We start from the raw sequence: 15,844 nt of genomic DNA, 5'->3' as shown, positions 1-15,844 counted from the left end.
CCTCGGCGATCACCGGTCGGTGCGCGCCTACTCGGCCTCGCGGGCCATCGTCGCGAGCGTGCGGATGAGGCCGCGCACGGTCACGCCCGTCGCGCCCGACGGCGTGTGGCCGAAGGGCGAGCCGTTGTTCGTGGAGGGGCCGGCGATGTCGAGGTGCGCCCACGGGATGGGCGAGCCGTCGCGCTCGCCGACGAACTCCGCCAGGAAGGCGGCGGCGACGAGCATGCCGCCCGCGCGGTTGCCGACCTTGGCGTTCGCGAGGTCGGCGACCTCCGAGTCGAGCATCCCGAGCATCTCCTCGGGGATCGGCATCGGCCAGACGAGCTCGCCGGCGGCTCGCGACGCGGTGACGACGGCGTCCACGAAGGCGCCGTCGTTGCCCATGATGCCGCTCACCCGGTCGCCGAGCGCGACCTGCTGGGCGCCCGTGAGGGTCGCGACGTCGATGATCGCGTCGGGCTGCGCCTCGCTCGCGAGCACGAGGCCGTCGGCCATGACGAGCCGGCCCTCCGCGTCGGTGTTCGTCACCTCGACCGTGGTGCCGCCGCGCATCGTGATGACGTCGTCGGGGCGGATCGAGGTCGACGAGACGAGGTTCTCGGCGAGGCACAGGTGCGCGGTGACGCGGATCGGCAGGTGGAGCGCGGCCGCGGCGACCGTCACCGCGTAGACCGTCGCGGCACCGGTCATGTCGTACTTCATGTGCTGCATCGAGGCGGCGGGCTTGAGCGAGAGGCCGCCCGAGTCGAACGTGATGCCCTTGCCGACGAGCACGACGTGGCGGGTCGCGCTCTCGGGCGCGTGCTCGACCGTGACGAGGCGGGGCGGGCGGCTCGAGCCCTGGCCGACGCCCAGGATGCCGCCGAAGCCCTCGCGGCGGAGGCGCTCCTCGTCGCGGACGACGACCGTGAGCCCGGCTGCGGGCGCCTCGGCGGCGACGCGGTCGGCGAACTCCACCGGGCTCAGCAGGTTGGGCGGCGTGTTCGCGAGGTCGCGCGTGGTCCAGACGGCCTGCGCGGCGATCGTCGCGTCGGTGACGACCGAGGCGGCCACGTCGGCGGCGCCCGCGACCACGGCGATCTCGCACACCTTGGGCGCCTCGGCGCGCTTGAGGCCCGAGAAGCGGTAGGCGCCGAGCGCGGCACCCTCGAGCACCGCGAGCACGTCGTCGCTCGAGGTCACCGGCAGCGACAGCGCGATCGACGGCACGTCGCGGAGCGAGCGCACCGCGGCACCCGCGACCTCGCGGAGCCGGATGGGCGACACGTCGTCGCCGAGCCCGGCGAACGCGACCCGGCGGCCGTCGACCACCGCGCGGACGATCTGCTCGCGCTTGCCCGTCACGCCCAGCGCGGCGAGCAGCTCGGCGTCGAAGCCTGGGACCTCTGGGGCGTCGCCGGCGAGCACGCCGTGCACGACGAGCTCGGCGGTCGCGTCGTCGGCGCTGGCGATGATGGAGAGTGCGGGGATCGGCATGGGTCACGAGGATACCGGCGCCCGGCGGGTGCGGCGCCCGGCGTCGCTAGGCTGGAGGGGTGTTCGATCCGCGCGACCTGACCCTGGCCCTCGAGGACCTCGAGACGGTGCCGCACGGCCTCGACCTCGTGATCGCGATCCACGGATTCGTGGACGCGGGCGCCGCCGCGGAGGCCGCGGCCGCCGCGATCCTCGACACGCTGCCGCACCGCAGCATCGTCGAGTTCGACACCGACATCCTCATCGACCACCGGTCGCGCCGTCCGCGCATCCTCTTCAACGAGGACAAGATCGAGGAGTACCTGCCGCACTCGCTCACGCTGCTCGTGGTCGAGGACGACGCGGGCGCCCCCTTCCTGCTGCTCACCGGGCCGGAGCCCGACTGGATGTGGGAGCGGTTCACGGATGCGCTGCTCGAGCTGATGGAGCGGCTCGACGTGGCGTCGACGACGATCATCACCTCGATCGGCATGCCGGTGCCGCACACCCGCCCGCTCGTCTCGACCGTCTCGGGCAACCGCGCGGAGCTCATCGAGCAGTACTCCGCCTGGCGCCCGGTCTCGCAGGTGCCCGCCTCCGTGATCCACCGCATCGAGCACCGGCTGCACGGCATCGCGCCAGTGACGACCTTCACGGTGCTCGTGCCGCACTACGTGGGGGAGTCCGGGTCGGCCGGGCCCGCGCTCGCGGCCCTCGAGGGCGTGACGAGCGCGACGTCGCTCGCGTTCCGCACCGAGGAGCTGCGGCAGGCCGACCGCGAGTTCCAGCAGCTCGTCGCGCAGCAGATGGAGACGAACGAGGAGCTGCAGCGCATCGTCCACTCGCTCGAGGCGCGCTACGACGCGTTCATGGCGCAGTCGTCGGTGCGGTCGCCGCTCACCGACGAGGACGGCTCGCTGCCGAGCGCCGACGAGATCGCCGAGGAGCTCGAGCGCTACCTGCAGCAGCGGCGGCGCCCCGGGGCGGATCCGCGCGGATGAACAGCGCCCGCTCCTGGATCGTCTGGGGGGTCGGTGCGATCGCCTACATGGTCGCGATCCTGCACCGCTCCTCGCTGGGCGTCGCGGGTCCGGCCGCCGCGGAGCGGTTCGAGGTGCAGGCCACGCTGCTGTCGACGCTCGGCGCGGTGCAGGTCGGCGTGTACGCCGCGATGCAGATCCCGGTCGGCGTGCTCGTCGACCGCTACGGCCCGCGCGTCCTGATCGCGAGCGGCGCCGCCGTCATGGTGGGCGGCCAGACGATGGTCGCGCTCGCCGAGGAGCTGCCGCTCGCGATCGCCGGCCGCATCCTGCTGGGCATCGGCGACGCCGCGACCTTCATCTCGGTCATCCGATTGCAATCGGGCTGGTTCCGCGGGCCGATCGTGGCGCAGATGTCCCAGTGGACGGCGACCACCGGGCAGTTGGGACAGCTGCTGTCGGTCGTGCCGTTCGCCTGGCTGCTCCACCAGGTGGGCTGGACGCTCTCGTTCGGCTCGCTCGCGATCGTCGGCGCCGTCGCGCTCGTGCTCGTGCTGCTCATCGTCTTCGACGCCCCGAAGGGCGGGGCACCCGCGACCGGCTCGATCGACGTGCCGGTGGGCTGGTGGCCGCGGCTGCGGAGCGCCATGCGGCAGCCGGGCACGCGGCTCGGCTTCTGGACCCACTTCTCGCTGCTCGGCTCGACGAACGTCTTCCTGCTGCTGTGGGGCTACCCGATGCTCGTCGAGGGGCTCGGCTACGAGCGCAGCCAGGCGGCGGGCCTCATGGCGACCGTCGTCGGCACGGGCATGGTGGTCGGCCCAATCGTCGGGATCGCGACCGCGCGCTTCCCGCTCCGGCGCTCGACGCTCGTGCTCGCGATCGTCGGGCTCGTCGTCGCGACCTGGACCACCGTGCTCGTGTGGCCAGGGCATCCGCCCACCTGGCTCGTCATCGTGCTCGTGGTCGTGCTCGGCATCGCCGGGCCCGGCTCGACGGTCGGCTTCGACTTCGCCCGCACGTTCAACCCGCTGCGCGTGCTCGGCTCGGCGAACGGGGTCGTGAACATCGGCGGCTTCATGGCGTCGTTCGCGCTCATGCCCGCCATCGGCATCATCCTCGACGCCGTGCACTCCGCCCGAGCCGCCGGTGGTGAGGCGGTCGGCGTCTACGACTGGGAGGGCTTCCGCATCGCGCTCGCCTCGCAGCTCGTCGTGCTCGCGATCGGCCTGGTCATGATCGTGCGGACGCGCCGCATCACTCGCTCGCGGATGCGCGAGGAGGGCATCGAGGTCGGCCCGGTGTGGACCGCCATCGCGCGGCGGATGCGGCGTCGCGGCCGCTGATCGCGCCATCGCCGCGCCCGACCGGCAACCTGGGAATGCGTATGCCATACCCGGCGCTATACTGTCAAGACCGACCCAGTCGAGGTTGTGCTGCCGCACGGACTTGACATGGGTCATTCGACTGCCCCGAAGCCTGGGTGCCTGAGACCTGCGGAGGACGCATGCCAGCCAAGGAAACGACCACGACGACGCGTCGTACCTCGACGAAGGCCGCTGCCGCGACTGACGCCGAGCAGGCCGCCGCGCCCGCGGCGGACGCGACGCCCGCCAAGAAGGCGCCGGCCGCCAAGACGACCGCGGCCAAGACCACGGCGGCGAAGACCGCTGCGGCCAAGACCACCGCAGCCAAGACCACTGCGGCAAAGGCGCCTGCAGCGGCGAAGGCCACGACCGCGAAGACCGCCGCCGCCAAGACCGCCGCGGCAAAGAAGGCCGCTCCGGCCGCCGCTGCTCCCGCTGCCCGCGGGGGACGCCGCAAGGCCGCTGCCACGACCGAGGAGCCGGAGACCGAGGAGGTCACCGAGGAGGTCGAGGAGGCCGAGGAGGAGGAGGCGGTCCACGTCGAGAAGCTCCCGACCGGCGCCATGCGCCTCTCGGGCGACGACGACGAGCCCGCCGCCACGCAGATCACCGGCGCGACGGCCGACCCGGTCAAGGACTACCTCAAGCAGATCGGCAAGGTCGCGCTGCTGAACGCCGAGCAGGAGGTCGACCTCGCCATGCGCATCGAGGCCGGGCTCTTCGCCGAGGAGAAGCTCTCGATGGAGCCGAACCTCGACTGGCAGATGAAGCGCGACCTCACGCGCATCGCCCGCGACGGCCAGCGCGCCAAGAGCCACCTGCTGGGCGCGAACCTGCGCCTCGTGGTCTCGCTCGCGAAGCGCTACACCGGTCGCGGCATGCAGTTCCTCGACCTCATCCAGGAGGGCAACCTGGGCCTCATCCGTGCCGTCGAGAAGTTCGACTACACGAAGGGCTTCAAGTTCTCGACCTACGCGACGTGGTGGATCCGGCAGGCCATCACCCGCGCCATGGCCGACCAGGCCCGCACCATCCGCATCCCGGTGCACATGGTCGAGGTCATCAACAAGCTCGCCCGCGTGCAGCGCCAGATGCTGCAGGACCTCGGCCGCGAGCCGAGCCCGGAGGAGCTGGCGCGCGAGCTCGACATGACCCCCGAGAAGGTCATCGAGGTGCAGAAGTACGGCCGCGAGCCCATCTCGCTGCACACGCCCCTCGGTGAGGACGGCGACAGCGAGTTCGGCGACCTCATCGAGGACACCGAGGCGGTCGTCCCGGCCGACGCGGTCGGCTTCACGATGCTGCAGCGCCAGCTCGAGTCGCTGCTCGACTCCCTCTCGGAGCGCGAGGCGGGCGTCATCCGCATGCGCTTCGGCCTGGGCGACGGCATGCCGAAGACGCTCGACCAGATCGGCGACACCTTCGGCGTGACGCGCGAGCGCATCCGCCAGATCGAGTCGAAGACGATGGCGAAGCTGCGCCACCCGTCGCGGTCGCAGCAGCTCCGCGACTACCTGGAGTGATCCGTCACGGATCGTCACGAGGCCGCCCGGGAACACCCGGGCGGCCTCGCTCGTTCTAGGATGGGTCGATACCCCCAAGAAGGAGCGCTCATGCCTCGCCCCCGCACGATCCTGTCCCGGCTCGCCCCCGTCGCGGCCATCGCCGCCGCCTCCGTCGCCCTCGCGGGCTGCTCGACCGGCCAGCCCGCCGCGAGCGGAGAGCCCGCCGCGAGCGGTGAGGCGTCGACCGGCCTGACGATCGAGCAGGTGCAGGAGGCCGGCACGCTCGTCGTCGGCACCGAGGGCACGTACTCGCCGTTCTCGTTCCACGAGGGCGGCGCCGGCGAGCTCACCGGCTACGACGTCGAGATCATCACCGCGGTCGCCGAGGAGCTCGGCGTCGAGGTGGAGTTCGTCGAGACGCCGTGGGACGCCATCTTCGCCGCGCTCGACGCGGGCCGCGTCGACGTGATCGCGAACCAGGTCTCCATCACGCCCGAGCGCCTCGAGCGCTACGTCTTCAGCGAGCCCTACACGTACTCGCCGGGCGTGCTCATCGTCCCCGAGGGCAGCGACATCGCGTCGTTCGACGACCTCGCCGGACGCACGAGCGCCCAGTCGCTCACGAGCAACTGGGCCGAGATCGCGACCGAGGCGGGTGCCGACGTCGAGGAGGTCGAGGGCTTCGCCCAGGCCGCAGAGCTGCTGCGCTCCGGCCGCGTCGACGCGACGATCAACGACCGGCTCACCTACCTCGACTACGTGCAGTCGCAGGGCGGCGAGACCGGCCTCGTCGACATCGCCGAGACCGAGGAGACGAGCGAGAACGCCCTCGCGTTCCGCGCCGGCAGCGAGTCGCTCGTGACGGCCGTCGACGAGGCGCTCGCCACGCTCGCGGAGGACGGCACGCTCGCCGAGATCTCCGAGCGCTACTTCGGCGAGGACGTCTCCCAGCCGTGACGCCCGCACACCGCTCGCGGCCCCGGCGCTCGCCGGGGCCGCGTCGGCGTCCGGCCCGACGCCGTAGGCTCGCGGCGTGAGCTGGCAGCTGATCCTCGAGTCGCTCGGGCCGATCGCGATCGGCGCCGTGACGGGCACGATCCCGCTGACGCTCGCCTCGTTCGCGCTCGGCCTCGTGATCGCCGTCGCGTTGGCGCTCGCGCGCATCTCGGGCATCCGCTGGCTCTCCGGGCTCGCGCGCGCCTACATCTCGGCCATCCGCGGCACCCCGCTGCTCGTGCAGCTGTTCGTGATCTTCTACGGCATGCCGCAGATCGGCATCACGCTCGACCCGTGGCCGAGCGCGATCATCGCGCTCTCGATGAACGTCGGCGGGTACGCGGCCGAGATCATCCGCGCCTCGATCCTGTCGATCCCGCGCGGGCAGTGGGAGGCCGCGTCGATGATCGGCATGTCCCGCGGCCAGTCGCTCTGGCGCATCGTGCTGCCGCAGGCGGCGCGCGTGTCGGTGCCGCCGCTGTCGAACACGTTCATCTCGCTCGTGAAGGACACCTCGCTCTGCTCGGTGATCCTCTTCACCGAGCTCTTCCGCGTCGCGCAGCGCATCGCCGCGCCGAGCGGCGAGTTCCTCACGATCTACATCGTCGCCGCCGCCGTCTACTGGGTCATCTGCCTGGTGCTCGCGGCCGGCCAGGACCGACTCGAGAAGAAGCTGGACCGCTATGCCGTCTGACGCGTCCGCCTCGCTGCCCACCGCCTCGCTGCCCTCCGGCCCGCTGCTCTCGGCGCGCGGCCTCCAGAAGTCGTTCGGCGACAACCACGTGCTGCGCGGCGTCGACCTCGACATCGAGGCCGGCACGGTGCACGCGCTCATCGGCCCCTCGGGCTCCGGCAAGACGACGGTGCTGCGCTCCCTCAACGGGCTCGAGGAGCCGGAGGCGGGGACGCTGCGGATCGGCGAGCTCGAGATCGACCTGTCGCGGCCGCGGTCGCGGCGGGAGCGCGCCGCCCTGCACCGCGCCTCCGCGATGGTCTTCCAGCAGCACCACCTGTTCCCGCACCTGACGGTGCTCGGCAACGTGACGATAGGGCCGATCCGCGTGCAGGGGCGCGATCGCGACACGGTGATGGCGGAGGCGCTCGGACTGCTCGAGCGCGTCGGGCTGCGCGAGAAGGCCGACGCGTACCCGTCATCGCTCTCCGGCGGCCAGCAGCAGCGCGTCGGCATCGTGCGGGCACTCGCCCTGCAGCCGTCGATGCTGCTGTTCGACGAGCCGACGTCGTCGCTCGATCCGGAGCTCGTCGGCGAGGTGCTCGCCGTCATGACCGAGCTCGCGGGCGAGGGCTGGACGATGGCCGTCGTCACGCACGAGCTCGGGTTCGCGCGGGAGGTCGCCGATCAGGTGTCGTTCTTCGACGAGGGCGTCGTGGTCGAGCGCGGCACGCCGGACCAGGTGTTCGGCGCGCCCGAGCACGAGCGCACCCGCCGCTTCCTGCAGCGCCTGCAGGGGCCGTTCGGCCGCTGAGACGGCCTGACGCCCGGCGCACGCGGAAGCGGCCCGCCCCTCGTGGGGTCGGGCCGCTTCGCTCGTCTGGGACCGTGCGCGGGTGCGCGCGACGGTCAGCGCTCCTGGAGCTTGGCCGTCTCGTCGTGCCACACCTTGGCGAGCGGCTGCAGCGCATCGCGGTGCTTCGCTGCGTGGTGCGCGCAGAAGAGCAGCGTGCCGCTCTCCATCGTCGCGCGGACGTACGCCTGGGCTCCGCAGCTGTCGCAGCGATCGAGCCCGCTCAGCGGTGCGCTTGCCTCATCGGCCTCGAGCGTCGTGGTCTGGATGTCGTTCACGGTGCCCTCCCTCATTCGTCCGTCCTCCATCGTGGCATGGACGACCTGCGCATCGGCGTCATTTCGCGGGCGGTTCGCCAGCGGCGCAACCGGGAGCGCGCCGCGTGGCAGCGCGGCCGTCGTGGGACCGCGGACGTAGGCTGGCAGGCGCGGCAGCCATCGGCGGGCCGCGCACGGCTCGATCGTGCGGAGCGCACGCAGGAATGGGGGATCGGTTGGCAGCCGCGGCATCCGACTACTCGGCACGGCACCTGACGGTCCTCGAGGGGCTCGAGGCGGTGCGCAAGCGCCCGGGCATGTACATCGGCTCGACCGACTCGCGCGGCCTCATGCACTGCCTGTGGGAGATCATCGACAACTCGGTCGACGAGGCGCTCGGCGGCCATGGCGACGACATCACGGTCGTGCTGCACGCAGACGGCTCCGTCGAGGTGCGCGACCGCGCGCGCGGCCTGCCGATCGACGTCGAGCCCCGCACCGGCCTCACCGGCGTCGAGGTCATCTTCACGAAGCTGCACGCGGGCGGCAAGTTCGGCGGCGGCGCCTACAAGTCGTCCGGCGGCCTCCACGGCGTCGGCGCATCCGTCGTCAACGCCCTCTCGGAGCGCCTCGACGTCGAGGTCGACCGCGACGGCGCCACCTGGGCGATGTCCTTCCACCGCGGCGAGCCCGGCGAGTTCCTCGACGAGGGCGAGCCGTCGCCCGGCGCCACGTTCCTGCCGTTCACGGATGCGTCGCGGCTGCGCAAGGTGCGCAAGGTCGCGAAGGGCGTCACCGGCACCCGCGTGCGCTACTGGGCCGACCCGCAGGTGTTCACGAAGGGCGCCGAGTTCCTCGCGGACGAGCTGGCCCGCCGCGCGCGCCAGACCGCGTTCCTCGTGCCGGGGCTCGCGATCCAGATCATCGACGACCGCGCCGACGAGCGCGTCGTGCACGACTTCAAGTACGACGGCGGGCTCAGCGAGTTCGCCGAGTACCTCGCGCCCGACCCGGCGCTCACCGCCACCTGGCGGCTCACCGGCGAGGGCGACTTCCAGGAGACCATCCCGGTGCTCGACGAGGAGACCGGCCACATGGTGACCCGCGAGGTCGACCGCACGTGCGAGGTCGACATCGCGCTGCGCTGGGGCACCGGCTACGACACGGTCGTGCAGACCTACGTCAACATCATCTCCACGCCGATGGGCGGCTCGCACCTCGCGGGCTTCGAGCAGTCGCTGCTCAAGCTGATCCGCGACCAGGTCGCCGCGAACGCGCGCAAGCTCAAGGCCGGCAACGACAGGATCGAGAAGGACGACGCGCTCGCCGGCCTCACCGCCGTCGTGACCGTGCGGCTGCCCGAGCCGCAGTTCGAGGGGCAGACGAAGGAGGTGCTCGGCACGCCCGCCGTGCGCCAGATCGTCGCGCAGGTGGTCGCCCGCGAGCTCGGCGCGATCCTCACGTCGTCGAAGCGCGACGAGAAGGCGCAGGCCGCCGCGCTGCTCGAGAAGGTCGTCAACGAGATGAAGGCGCGCATCTCGGCGCGCTCGCTCAAGGAGACCGCGCGCCGCAAGACGGCGCTCGAGTCGTCCTCGCTGCCGGTCAAGCTCGTCGACTGCCGCTCGAACGACGTCGCGCAGACCGAGCTGTTCATCGTCGAGGGCGACAGCGCGCTCGGCACGGCGAAGCCCGCGCGCGACAGCGAGTTCCAGGCGATCCTGCCCATCCGCGGCAAGATCCTCAACGTGCAGAAGGCGTCGATCGCCGACATGCTCTCGAACGCCGAGTGCGCGGCGATCATCCAGTCGATCGGCGCCGGCTCCGGCCGCTCGTTCGACCTCTCGGCCGCCCGATACGGCAAGATCATCATGCTGTCGGACGCCGACGTCGACGGCGCGCACATCCGCACGCTGCTGCTCACGCTCATCCACCGCTACATGCGCCCGCTCATCGAGGAGGGTCGCGTCTACGCGGCCGTGCCGCCGCTGCACCGCGTGCTCGTCAAGCACCGCGGCAAGCCCGACGAGGCGGTGTACACCTACTCCGACGCGGAGCTGCATCGCACGCTCACGCGGCTGAAGAAGGCCGGCAAGAGCTGGCACGAGCCGCCGCAGCGCTACAAGGGCCTCGGCGAGATGGACGCCGACCAGCTCGCCGAGACGACGATGGACCGCAGCCGTCGCACGCTGCGCCGCGTCACGATCAACGATGCCGAGCGAGCGCTCGAGATCTTCGAGCTGCTCATGGGCAACGAGGTCGCGCCGCGGCGCGAGCTCATCGTCACCTCCCAGGTCGACCGGGAGCGCATCGACGCCTGATCGTGACCCGGCGGGGGTTCCGACGCTCGGCGGTCGCGCGCATACTGGCGACATGCGAGCGGCGCGTCGCGTCCTGGCCGGGCTCGCGCTGGTCGCGGGCCTGGCGCTCGTCGCCTGCGGTGCCCCGGGGCCCGGCGACGAGAACTCCGCCCCGCCCTCCGCCAGCCCGACATCCTCCGCCGAGCCGCTCCCTGGCCCGACCGGGGCGCCATCGCCGGATCCCGCATCCGTCCCGCCGACGACGGGACCGCCCGCCACGGCGGCGCCGCCGGTCGATCCGCCGCCGTCGCCGAACGCCCCGCCGACGCCGCCGCCCACGCAGCAGCCGCGTCCCACGCCGGCACCATCCACGCCGAGCCCGCAGCCGGGGCTCCCGACGGCGTGGCGCGGCGTCGATCTCGAGCGGATCCCCGACGGCCGCGCCGTCGTCGCGCTCACCTTCGACGCCGGCAGCTCCGACCGCGGCGTCAGCGCGATCCTCGAGACGCTCGACGAGCAGGACGTGCCGGCCACCTTCTTCGTGACGGGGGCGTTCGCCCGCATGTACCCGGAGCGGGTCCGCGAGATCGCCGACGCGGGCCACGCGGTCGGCAACCATAGCGACCGGCACCTCGCGTACGAGAGCCTGCCGGACGACCGCATCCGGGCCGACCTCGCCGCGGCGGAGGCGTCGATCGTCGCCGCGACCGGCGTGCCTGCGATGCCGCTCTTCCGCTTCCCCTTCGGCGCCCGCACGGAGCACGACATCCGAGTCGTCAACGACGCCGGCTACCTGCCGATCCGCTGGAGCGTCGACTCGCTCGGGTGGAAGGGCACGAGCGGCGGGCTGAGCGTCGACGAGGTCGTCGACCGCGTCGTCCGCACCGCGGTGCCCGGGCACATCGTGCTCATGCACGTGGGCGCGAACCCCGACGACGGGTCGACGCTCGACGCGAACGCGCTGCCGCGGATCATCCGGGAGCTGCGCGCGCTCGGCTACGGCTTCGTCGGGCTCGGCGACCTGGTCGGCTGACCTCCGCCGACCGCCTCGAGCCGCGACCCCGTTCGCCGAACTTCCCCGAACCGCGGGTTTCAGGCGCGGAAACCCGCAGTTGGGGGAAGTTCGCGCTCGAGGGTCGCGGACTCGCGGCCTGACCGGTCAGTCGCCGAGGCGGGAGCCGATCGCGCCGATCGCGCCGTCGACCGAGACGCCAGAGCCCGCCCGGGCCGCGCCGCCCGGCGGCAGCTGGCGCTGCGAGCCGTCGGTGCCGACCGCGAGCGGCGACGGGCCGGCCCACGCGAGGGCGAGGCCTGCCTCGCCCTTCAGGAGCCGGTGCGCCTGCACGCCGCCCGTGCCGCGCCCCTTGGGCGGGAACTCGGCGAGGTCGGACACCTTCGCGCGCGGCTCGTCGAGGCCCGCGAGCGTCTCGGCCGGCTCGGTGACCGTCACGACCTCCGCGTCGTCGGCGACGACGCCGGCGAAGCGCACGGCGGCACCGGCCTTGAGGCCGATGCCCTTCATGCCGGCGGCACCCGGCCCCTGCGGGTTCACCTGTCCGGCGGGGAAGCGCAGCAGCTGCGCGTCGCTCGTGATGAGCACGATCCAGTCGTCGTCGGGCGCCGGCGCGACGCCGATGACGCGGTCGCCGGCCTTGAGCGCGATGACCGGCTCGCGATCGCGGTCCCGCAGCTCGGTGGGGCGGATGCGCTTCACCGTGCCCTGGGCGGTGGCGACGAGCCAGGGCGCGTCGCTCGCGAGGTCGATGAGCGCGACCGCGTCCTCGCCGCGCTCGAAGGCGCCGAGGTCGCGCACCTTGATGCCGGCGGTCAGGCCGATGGATGCGGGCGGCACCGACGGCAGGTCGGCCGGCGTCAGGCGCAGCACGGCGCCCGAGGAGGTGACGAGTCCGAACGTGCCGCGGGTCGTCGTCGGGACGCTCGAGCGGATCGCGTCGTGGCGGCTGCGGCGCGCGGGCGCGGGGACCGGCTCCTCGCCGTCGACGCGCACGACGCGGCCGGTCGCCGAGAGCAGCACGCGCGTCGGCGCATCCGCGATCTCGAGGCTCGCCGCGACCTTCGCCGCCGACGCGCGGCCGGAGGTGGGTTGGCCGTTCGCCTCGGTCAGCAGCGACCGGCGGGGCGTGCCGAAGCGCTCGGCGACCTCGTCGAGCTCGCTCGCGACGAGCTCGTGCAGCGCGGCCTCCGTGCCGAGGATGCGCTCGAGCTCGGCGATCTGCGCGAGCAGCTCGTCGCGCTCGGCCTCGAGCTCGATGCGGCTGAACTTCGTGAGCCGTCGCAGCCGCAGCTCGAGGATGTACTCGGCCTGCGGCTCCGAGAGGTCGAAGACGTCCTGCAGCCGCGCCCGCGCCTGCTCGCCGTCGTCCGACGAGCGGATGACCTGGATGACCTCGTCGATGTCGAGGATCGCGATGAGCAGGCCCTCGACGAGGTGCAGCCGCTCGCGGCGCTTCCGCAGCCGGAACTCGCTGCGCCGGCGCACGACGCCGACCCGGTGGTCGAGGTAGACGCGCAGCAGGTCCTTGAGGCCGAGCGTCTCGGGCACGCCCTTCACGAGCGCGACGTTGTTGATCGAGAAGCCGTCCTCGAGCGGCGTCTGGCGGTAGAGCTGCTGCAGCACCGCATCCGGGTCGAAGCCTGTCTTGACGCCCACGACGAGGCGGAGGCCGTGCTTGCGGTCGGTGAGGTCCTGCACGTCGGAGAGGCCCTGGAGCTTCTTCGCGAGCACGCCGGCCTTGATCTTGTCGATGACCCGCTCGGGCCCGACGAGGTAGGGCAGCTCGGTGAAGACGATCTGCGTCTTGCGGCCGTGCCGCTCGATCGACGCCCGAGCGCGCGTGCGGAAGCTGCCCCTGCCGCTCTCGTACGCCTCGCGCACGCCGTCGAGCCCGACGATGATGCCGCCGCCGGGCAGGTCGGGCCCTGGCACGTGCCGCATGAGGTCGGCGGTGGTCGCCTGCGGGTGGGCGAGCAGGTGCTTCGCCGCCTGCACGACCTCGACGAGGTTGTGGGGCGCCATGTTCGTCGCCATGCCCACCGCGATGCCGCTCGCGCCGTTGACGAGCAGGTTCGGGTAGGAGGCCGGCAGCACGTCGGGCTGCTGGTAGGAGTTGTCGTAGTTGGGGATGAAGTCGACGACGTCCTCGTCGAGCCCCTCGGTGAGCGAGAGGCCGGCGGCCGCGAGGCGCGCCTCGGTGTAGCGGGCGGCGGCGGGGCCGTCGTCGAGCGAGCCGAAGTTGCCGTGGCCGTCGACGAGCGGCAGGCGCAGGCTGAAGTCCTGCGCGAGCCGCACGAGCGCGTCGTAGATGGCGGAGTCGCCGTGCGGGTGCAGCTTGCCCATGACGTCGCCGACGACGCGTGCGCACTTGACGTGGCCGCGCTCGGGGCGCAGGCCCATCTCCGACATCTGGAACAGGATGCGCCGCTGCACCGGCTTCAGGCCGTCGCGTGCGTCCGGGAGGGCGCGGGCGTAGATGACCGAGTAGGCGTACTCGAGGAACGAGTCCTGCATCTCCGCGGCGACATCGATGTCATCGATGCGCTCGGCGACGGGGATGTCCGAGGGCGGGGGAGGAGGCGAGGCAGTCATAGGCTGACGGAATGCTACCGACGCGAGTGCCCGGATCCCGGAGCCTTGCCGACGTTCTGGCGAGCTCGTCGCTCGCGATGCGCGGCGAGCAGAACCCGCTCGGCCTGCCGAAGGCCGCCGGGGCGGTCGTGCTGCTCGTCGATGGGCTCGGCGCATCGCAGCTCGGGCAGCGGGCCGGCCACGCGCGCACGCTCGCGGGCGCGCCCGGCGGCTCGCTCGACGCCGGCTTCCCGTCCACCACCGCGGTGGCGCTCGCGTCCCTCACGACCGGAGCGCTCGCGGGCGAGCACGGCATCGTCGGCTACGACGCGCTCGTGCCGGGGGCCGGCGTGCGCAACCAGCTGCGCGACTGGGGCGGACCGATGGATCCGGCGCGCTGGCAGCGACGCCCGACGCTCTTCGAGTCGACGCCGTCGATCGCGATCGGCGAGCCGAGGCATGCCGCCGGCGGCTTCACGAACGCCGTGCTGCGCGGTGCGGCGTACCGCGGCGGCCGCACGATGGCCGAGCGCTTCGCGCTCGCCGAGCAGGCGGCCAGGGAGCGATCGCTCGTCTACCTCTACGTCCCGGAGCTCGACCGAGCCGGTCACGATCGCGGCTGGCAGAGCCCGGCCTGGACGGACGCGCTCGAGGAGGTCGACGGGCTCACGGCGCAGCTCGCCGCCTCGCTGCGGCGCGACGTCGGCCTCATCGTCACGGCCGATCACGGCATGGTCGACGTCGACGCATCCGGGCAGCGGATCGCGCCGCCGGCGCTGCTCGCCGGGCTCGCGCACGTCGCGGGGGAGCCGCGCTGCCTGCAGCTGCACGTCGACGACGACACCGACGCAGATGCGGTGGCCGACGCGTGGCGGGCCTGGCTCGGCGACGGCGCGTGGGTGGCGACCCGGCAGCAGGTCGTCGACGCCGGCTGGCTCGGCGAGGTGCACCCGGAGGTGGCGCCGCGGCTCGGCGACGTGTTCGTCGCGGTGCGGGGCCGCACGGCGATCTACCTCGACGCCGACGACCCGGGCCGGGGCATGGTCGGCCAGCACGGCTCGCTCACGCCCGACGAGCTGCGCGTGCCGCTGCGCCGCTTCGGCGCCTTCGCCTGATCGCTCGGCCGCGGCCGTTGATCCGACGTCCAGGGGCGGGGTACAGGATTGCCCTGGATCCGGGTCCAACGGCCCGGGTCGACCAGCCGGGCTCTGAGCCCGGACAGCTCTGAGGAGAGGAACCCACCATGCGCAGGTGGATCATCACGACCGTCGCCACCGCCCTCGTCGGGTTCATCGCCCGCAAGATCGGCGAGCGCCGCGACCGGAACAGCGGGCGAGGCTCGTCGCGCCGCCGCTGACCAGCGAGGGTTTGCGCATCACGTGGTTGCGTGGTGCGCAATCTTGCACGCTACCGTGAGGCGCGAGGGCGGCGGCGCCCGGATGGGTGGTCGACTCGCATGCTCACGAGAACGCGTTCGAGCGTGCTCGCCGTCATCCTCCTGCTCGGGCTCGCGGGATGCACGGCTGATCCCGGGCCGGCGCCGCTGACGCAGGCCCAGCTCGGATCGTTCGCCGCAGCGGTCGACACGGGTTCGACCACGGTCGGCGAGGCGGCAGCGCTCGCGCCCGCCGGCACGCTCGGCCTCATCGAGGTGCGTGTGGAGCCGGGCACCGGCCCCGTCGAGCACGCGTCCTACGGCGCTCCACCGGAGGACTTCCTCGATTGGATCGTCATCGGTCACTGCGGCATGCCGGATGCGGTGCCGTCGATCGAGATCGCCGCGGTCGCGCCGGCGGAGGCGGACGCGTTCGATCGAGCTGGGGGCTTCGACCTGGTGTGCGACGGGCCGCCCGCAGCGCCGGAGGACGGCTAGCG

General features: G+C 72.8%; 13 protein-coding genes. 10 read left to right on the top strand and 3 right to left on the bottom strand.

All coding sequences use genetic code 11. From position 1 onward, the window contains the following. Nucleotides 1–27: 27 nt before the first annotated feature. On the bottom strand, nt 28–1,476 hold the full coding sequence (locus ACVWW9_RS13210) for a leucyl aminopeptidase (RefSeq protein ID WP_354260466.1): 1,449 nt from the start codon (nt 1,474–1,476) through the stop codon (nt 28–30). Nucleotides 1,477–1,535: 59 nt separating this feature from the next. On the opposite strand from ACVWW9_RS13210, the gene ACVWW9_RS13205 reads away from it, so the two are divergent. The 6 genes from ACVWW9_RS13205 (at nt 1,536) to ACVWW9_RS13180 (ending at nt 7,790) form a co-directional block, all read left to right on the top strand. Then, nucleotides 1,536–2,456: a PAC2 family protein gene (locus ACVWW9_RS13205; RefSeq protein WP_456515868.1), complete on the top strand. Its 921-nt coding sequence runs from the start codon at nt 1,536–1,538 to the stop codon at nt 2,454–2,456. Further along, nucleotides 2,453–3,781, top strand: coding sequence for an MFS transporter (locus ACVWW9_RS13200; protein ID WP_456515867.1), 1,329 nt, complete (start codon nt 2,453–2,455; stop codon nt 3,779–3,781). Before ACVWW9_RS13205 ends, ACVWW9_RS13200 begins: the two co-directional genes overlap by 4 nt. Nucleotides 3,782–3,942: 161 nt before the next feature. Next, on the top strand, nt 3,943–5,325 hold the full coding sequence (locus tag ACVWW9_RS13195; protein WP_456515866.1) for an RNA polymerase sigma factor: 1,383 nt from the start codon (nt 3,943–3,945) through the stop codon (nt 5,323–5,325). A 90-nt stretch (nt 5,326–5,415) separates the two neighbouring features. Continuing rightward, on the top strand, nt 5,416–6,264 hold the full coding sequence (locus ACVWW9_RS13190) for an amino acid ABC transporter substrate-binding protein (RefSeq protein WP_456515865.1): 849 nt from the start codon (nt 5,416–5,418) through the stop codon (nt 6,262–6,264). A 76-nt stretch (nt 6,265–6,340) separates the two neighbouring features. Further along, nucleotides 6,341–6,997, top strand: coding sequence for an amino acid ABC transporter permease (locus ACVWW9_RS13185; RefSeq protein WP_456515864.1), 657 nt, complete (start codon nt 6,341–6,343; stop codon nt 6,995–6,997). Next, entirely contained in the window at nt 6,987–7,790 is an 804-nt protein-coding gene (locus tag ACVWW9_RS13180; protein ID WP_456515863.1) for an amino acid ABC transporter ATP-binding protein, read from the top strand. The genes ACVWW9_RS13185 and ACVWW9_RS13180 overlap by 11 nt, the downstream gene beginning before the upstream one ends. 95 nt (nt 7,791–7,885) lie before the next feature. On the opposite strand, the gene ACVWW9_RS13175 is transcribed toward ACVWW9_RS13180, so the two are convergent. Continuing rightward, on the bottom strand, nt 7,886–8,338 hold the full coding sequence (locus ACVWW9_RS13175) for a DUF7455 domain-containing protein (protein ID WP_456515862.1): 453 nt from the start codon (nt 8,336–8,338) through the stop codon (nt 7,886–7,888). Between ACVWW9_RS13175 and ACVWW9_RS13170 the strand changes: the two genes are divergently transcribed. Together ACVWW9_RS13170 and ACVWW9_RS13165 are read left to right on the top strand one after the other, a co-directional pair. After that, nucleotides 8,311–10,404, top strand: coding sequence for a DNA gyrase/topoisomerase IV subunit B (locus tag ACVWW9_RS13170; protein ID WP_456515861.1), 2,094 nt, complete (start codon nt 8,311–8,313; stop codon nt 10,402–10,404). The genes ACVWW9_RS13175 and ACVWW9_RS13170 overlap by 28 nt on opposite strands. A gap of 52 nt (nt 10,405–10,456) precedes the next feature. Continuing rightward, a complete protein-coding gene (locus ACVWW9_RS13165; RefSeq protein WP_456515860.1) occupies nt 10,457–11,416 on the top strand; it encodes a polysaccharide deacetylase family protein in 960 nt (319 codons plus the stop codon). Between the two features lie 126 nt (nt 11,417–11,542). On the opposite strand, the gene ACVWW9_RS13160 is transcribed toward ACVWW9_RS13165, so the two are convergent. Then, a complete protein-coding gene (locus tag ACVWW9_RS13160) occupies nt 11,543–13,990 on the bottom strand; it encodes a DNA gyrase/topoisomerase IV subunit A (RefSeq protein WP_456515859.1) in 2,448 nt (815 codons plus the stop codon). Between the two features lie 77 nt (nt 13,991–14,067). On the opposite strand from ACVWW9_RS13160, the gene ACVWW9_RS13155 reads away from it, so the two are divergent. After that, nucleotides 14,068–15,084: an alkaline phosphatase family protein gene (locus ACVWW9_RS13155; protein ID WP_456515858.1), complete on the top strand. Its 1,017-nt coding sequence runs from the start codon at nt 14,068–14,070 to the stop codon at nt 15,082–15,084. 365 nt (nt 15,085–15,449) lie between these two features. Then, on the top strand, nt 15,450–15,842 hold the full coding sequence (locus ACVWW9_RS13150; protein ID WP_456515857.1) for a hypothetical protein: 393 nt from the start codon (nt 15,450–15,452) through the stop codon (nt 15,840–15,842). The last annotated feature ends 2 nt before the right edge of the window (nt 15,843–15,844 follow it).

The organism is Agrococcus sp. UYP33 (genome assembly GCF_054060915.1).
The sequence above is the reverse complement of the archived record's forward strand: the minus strand, read 5'-3'. Positions and strand labels throughout refer to the sequence as shown.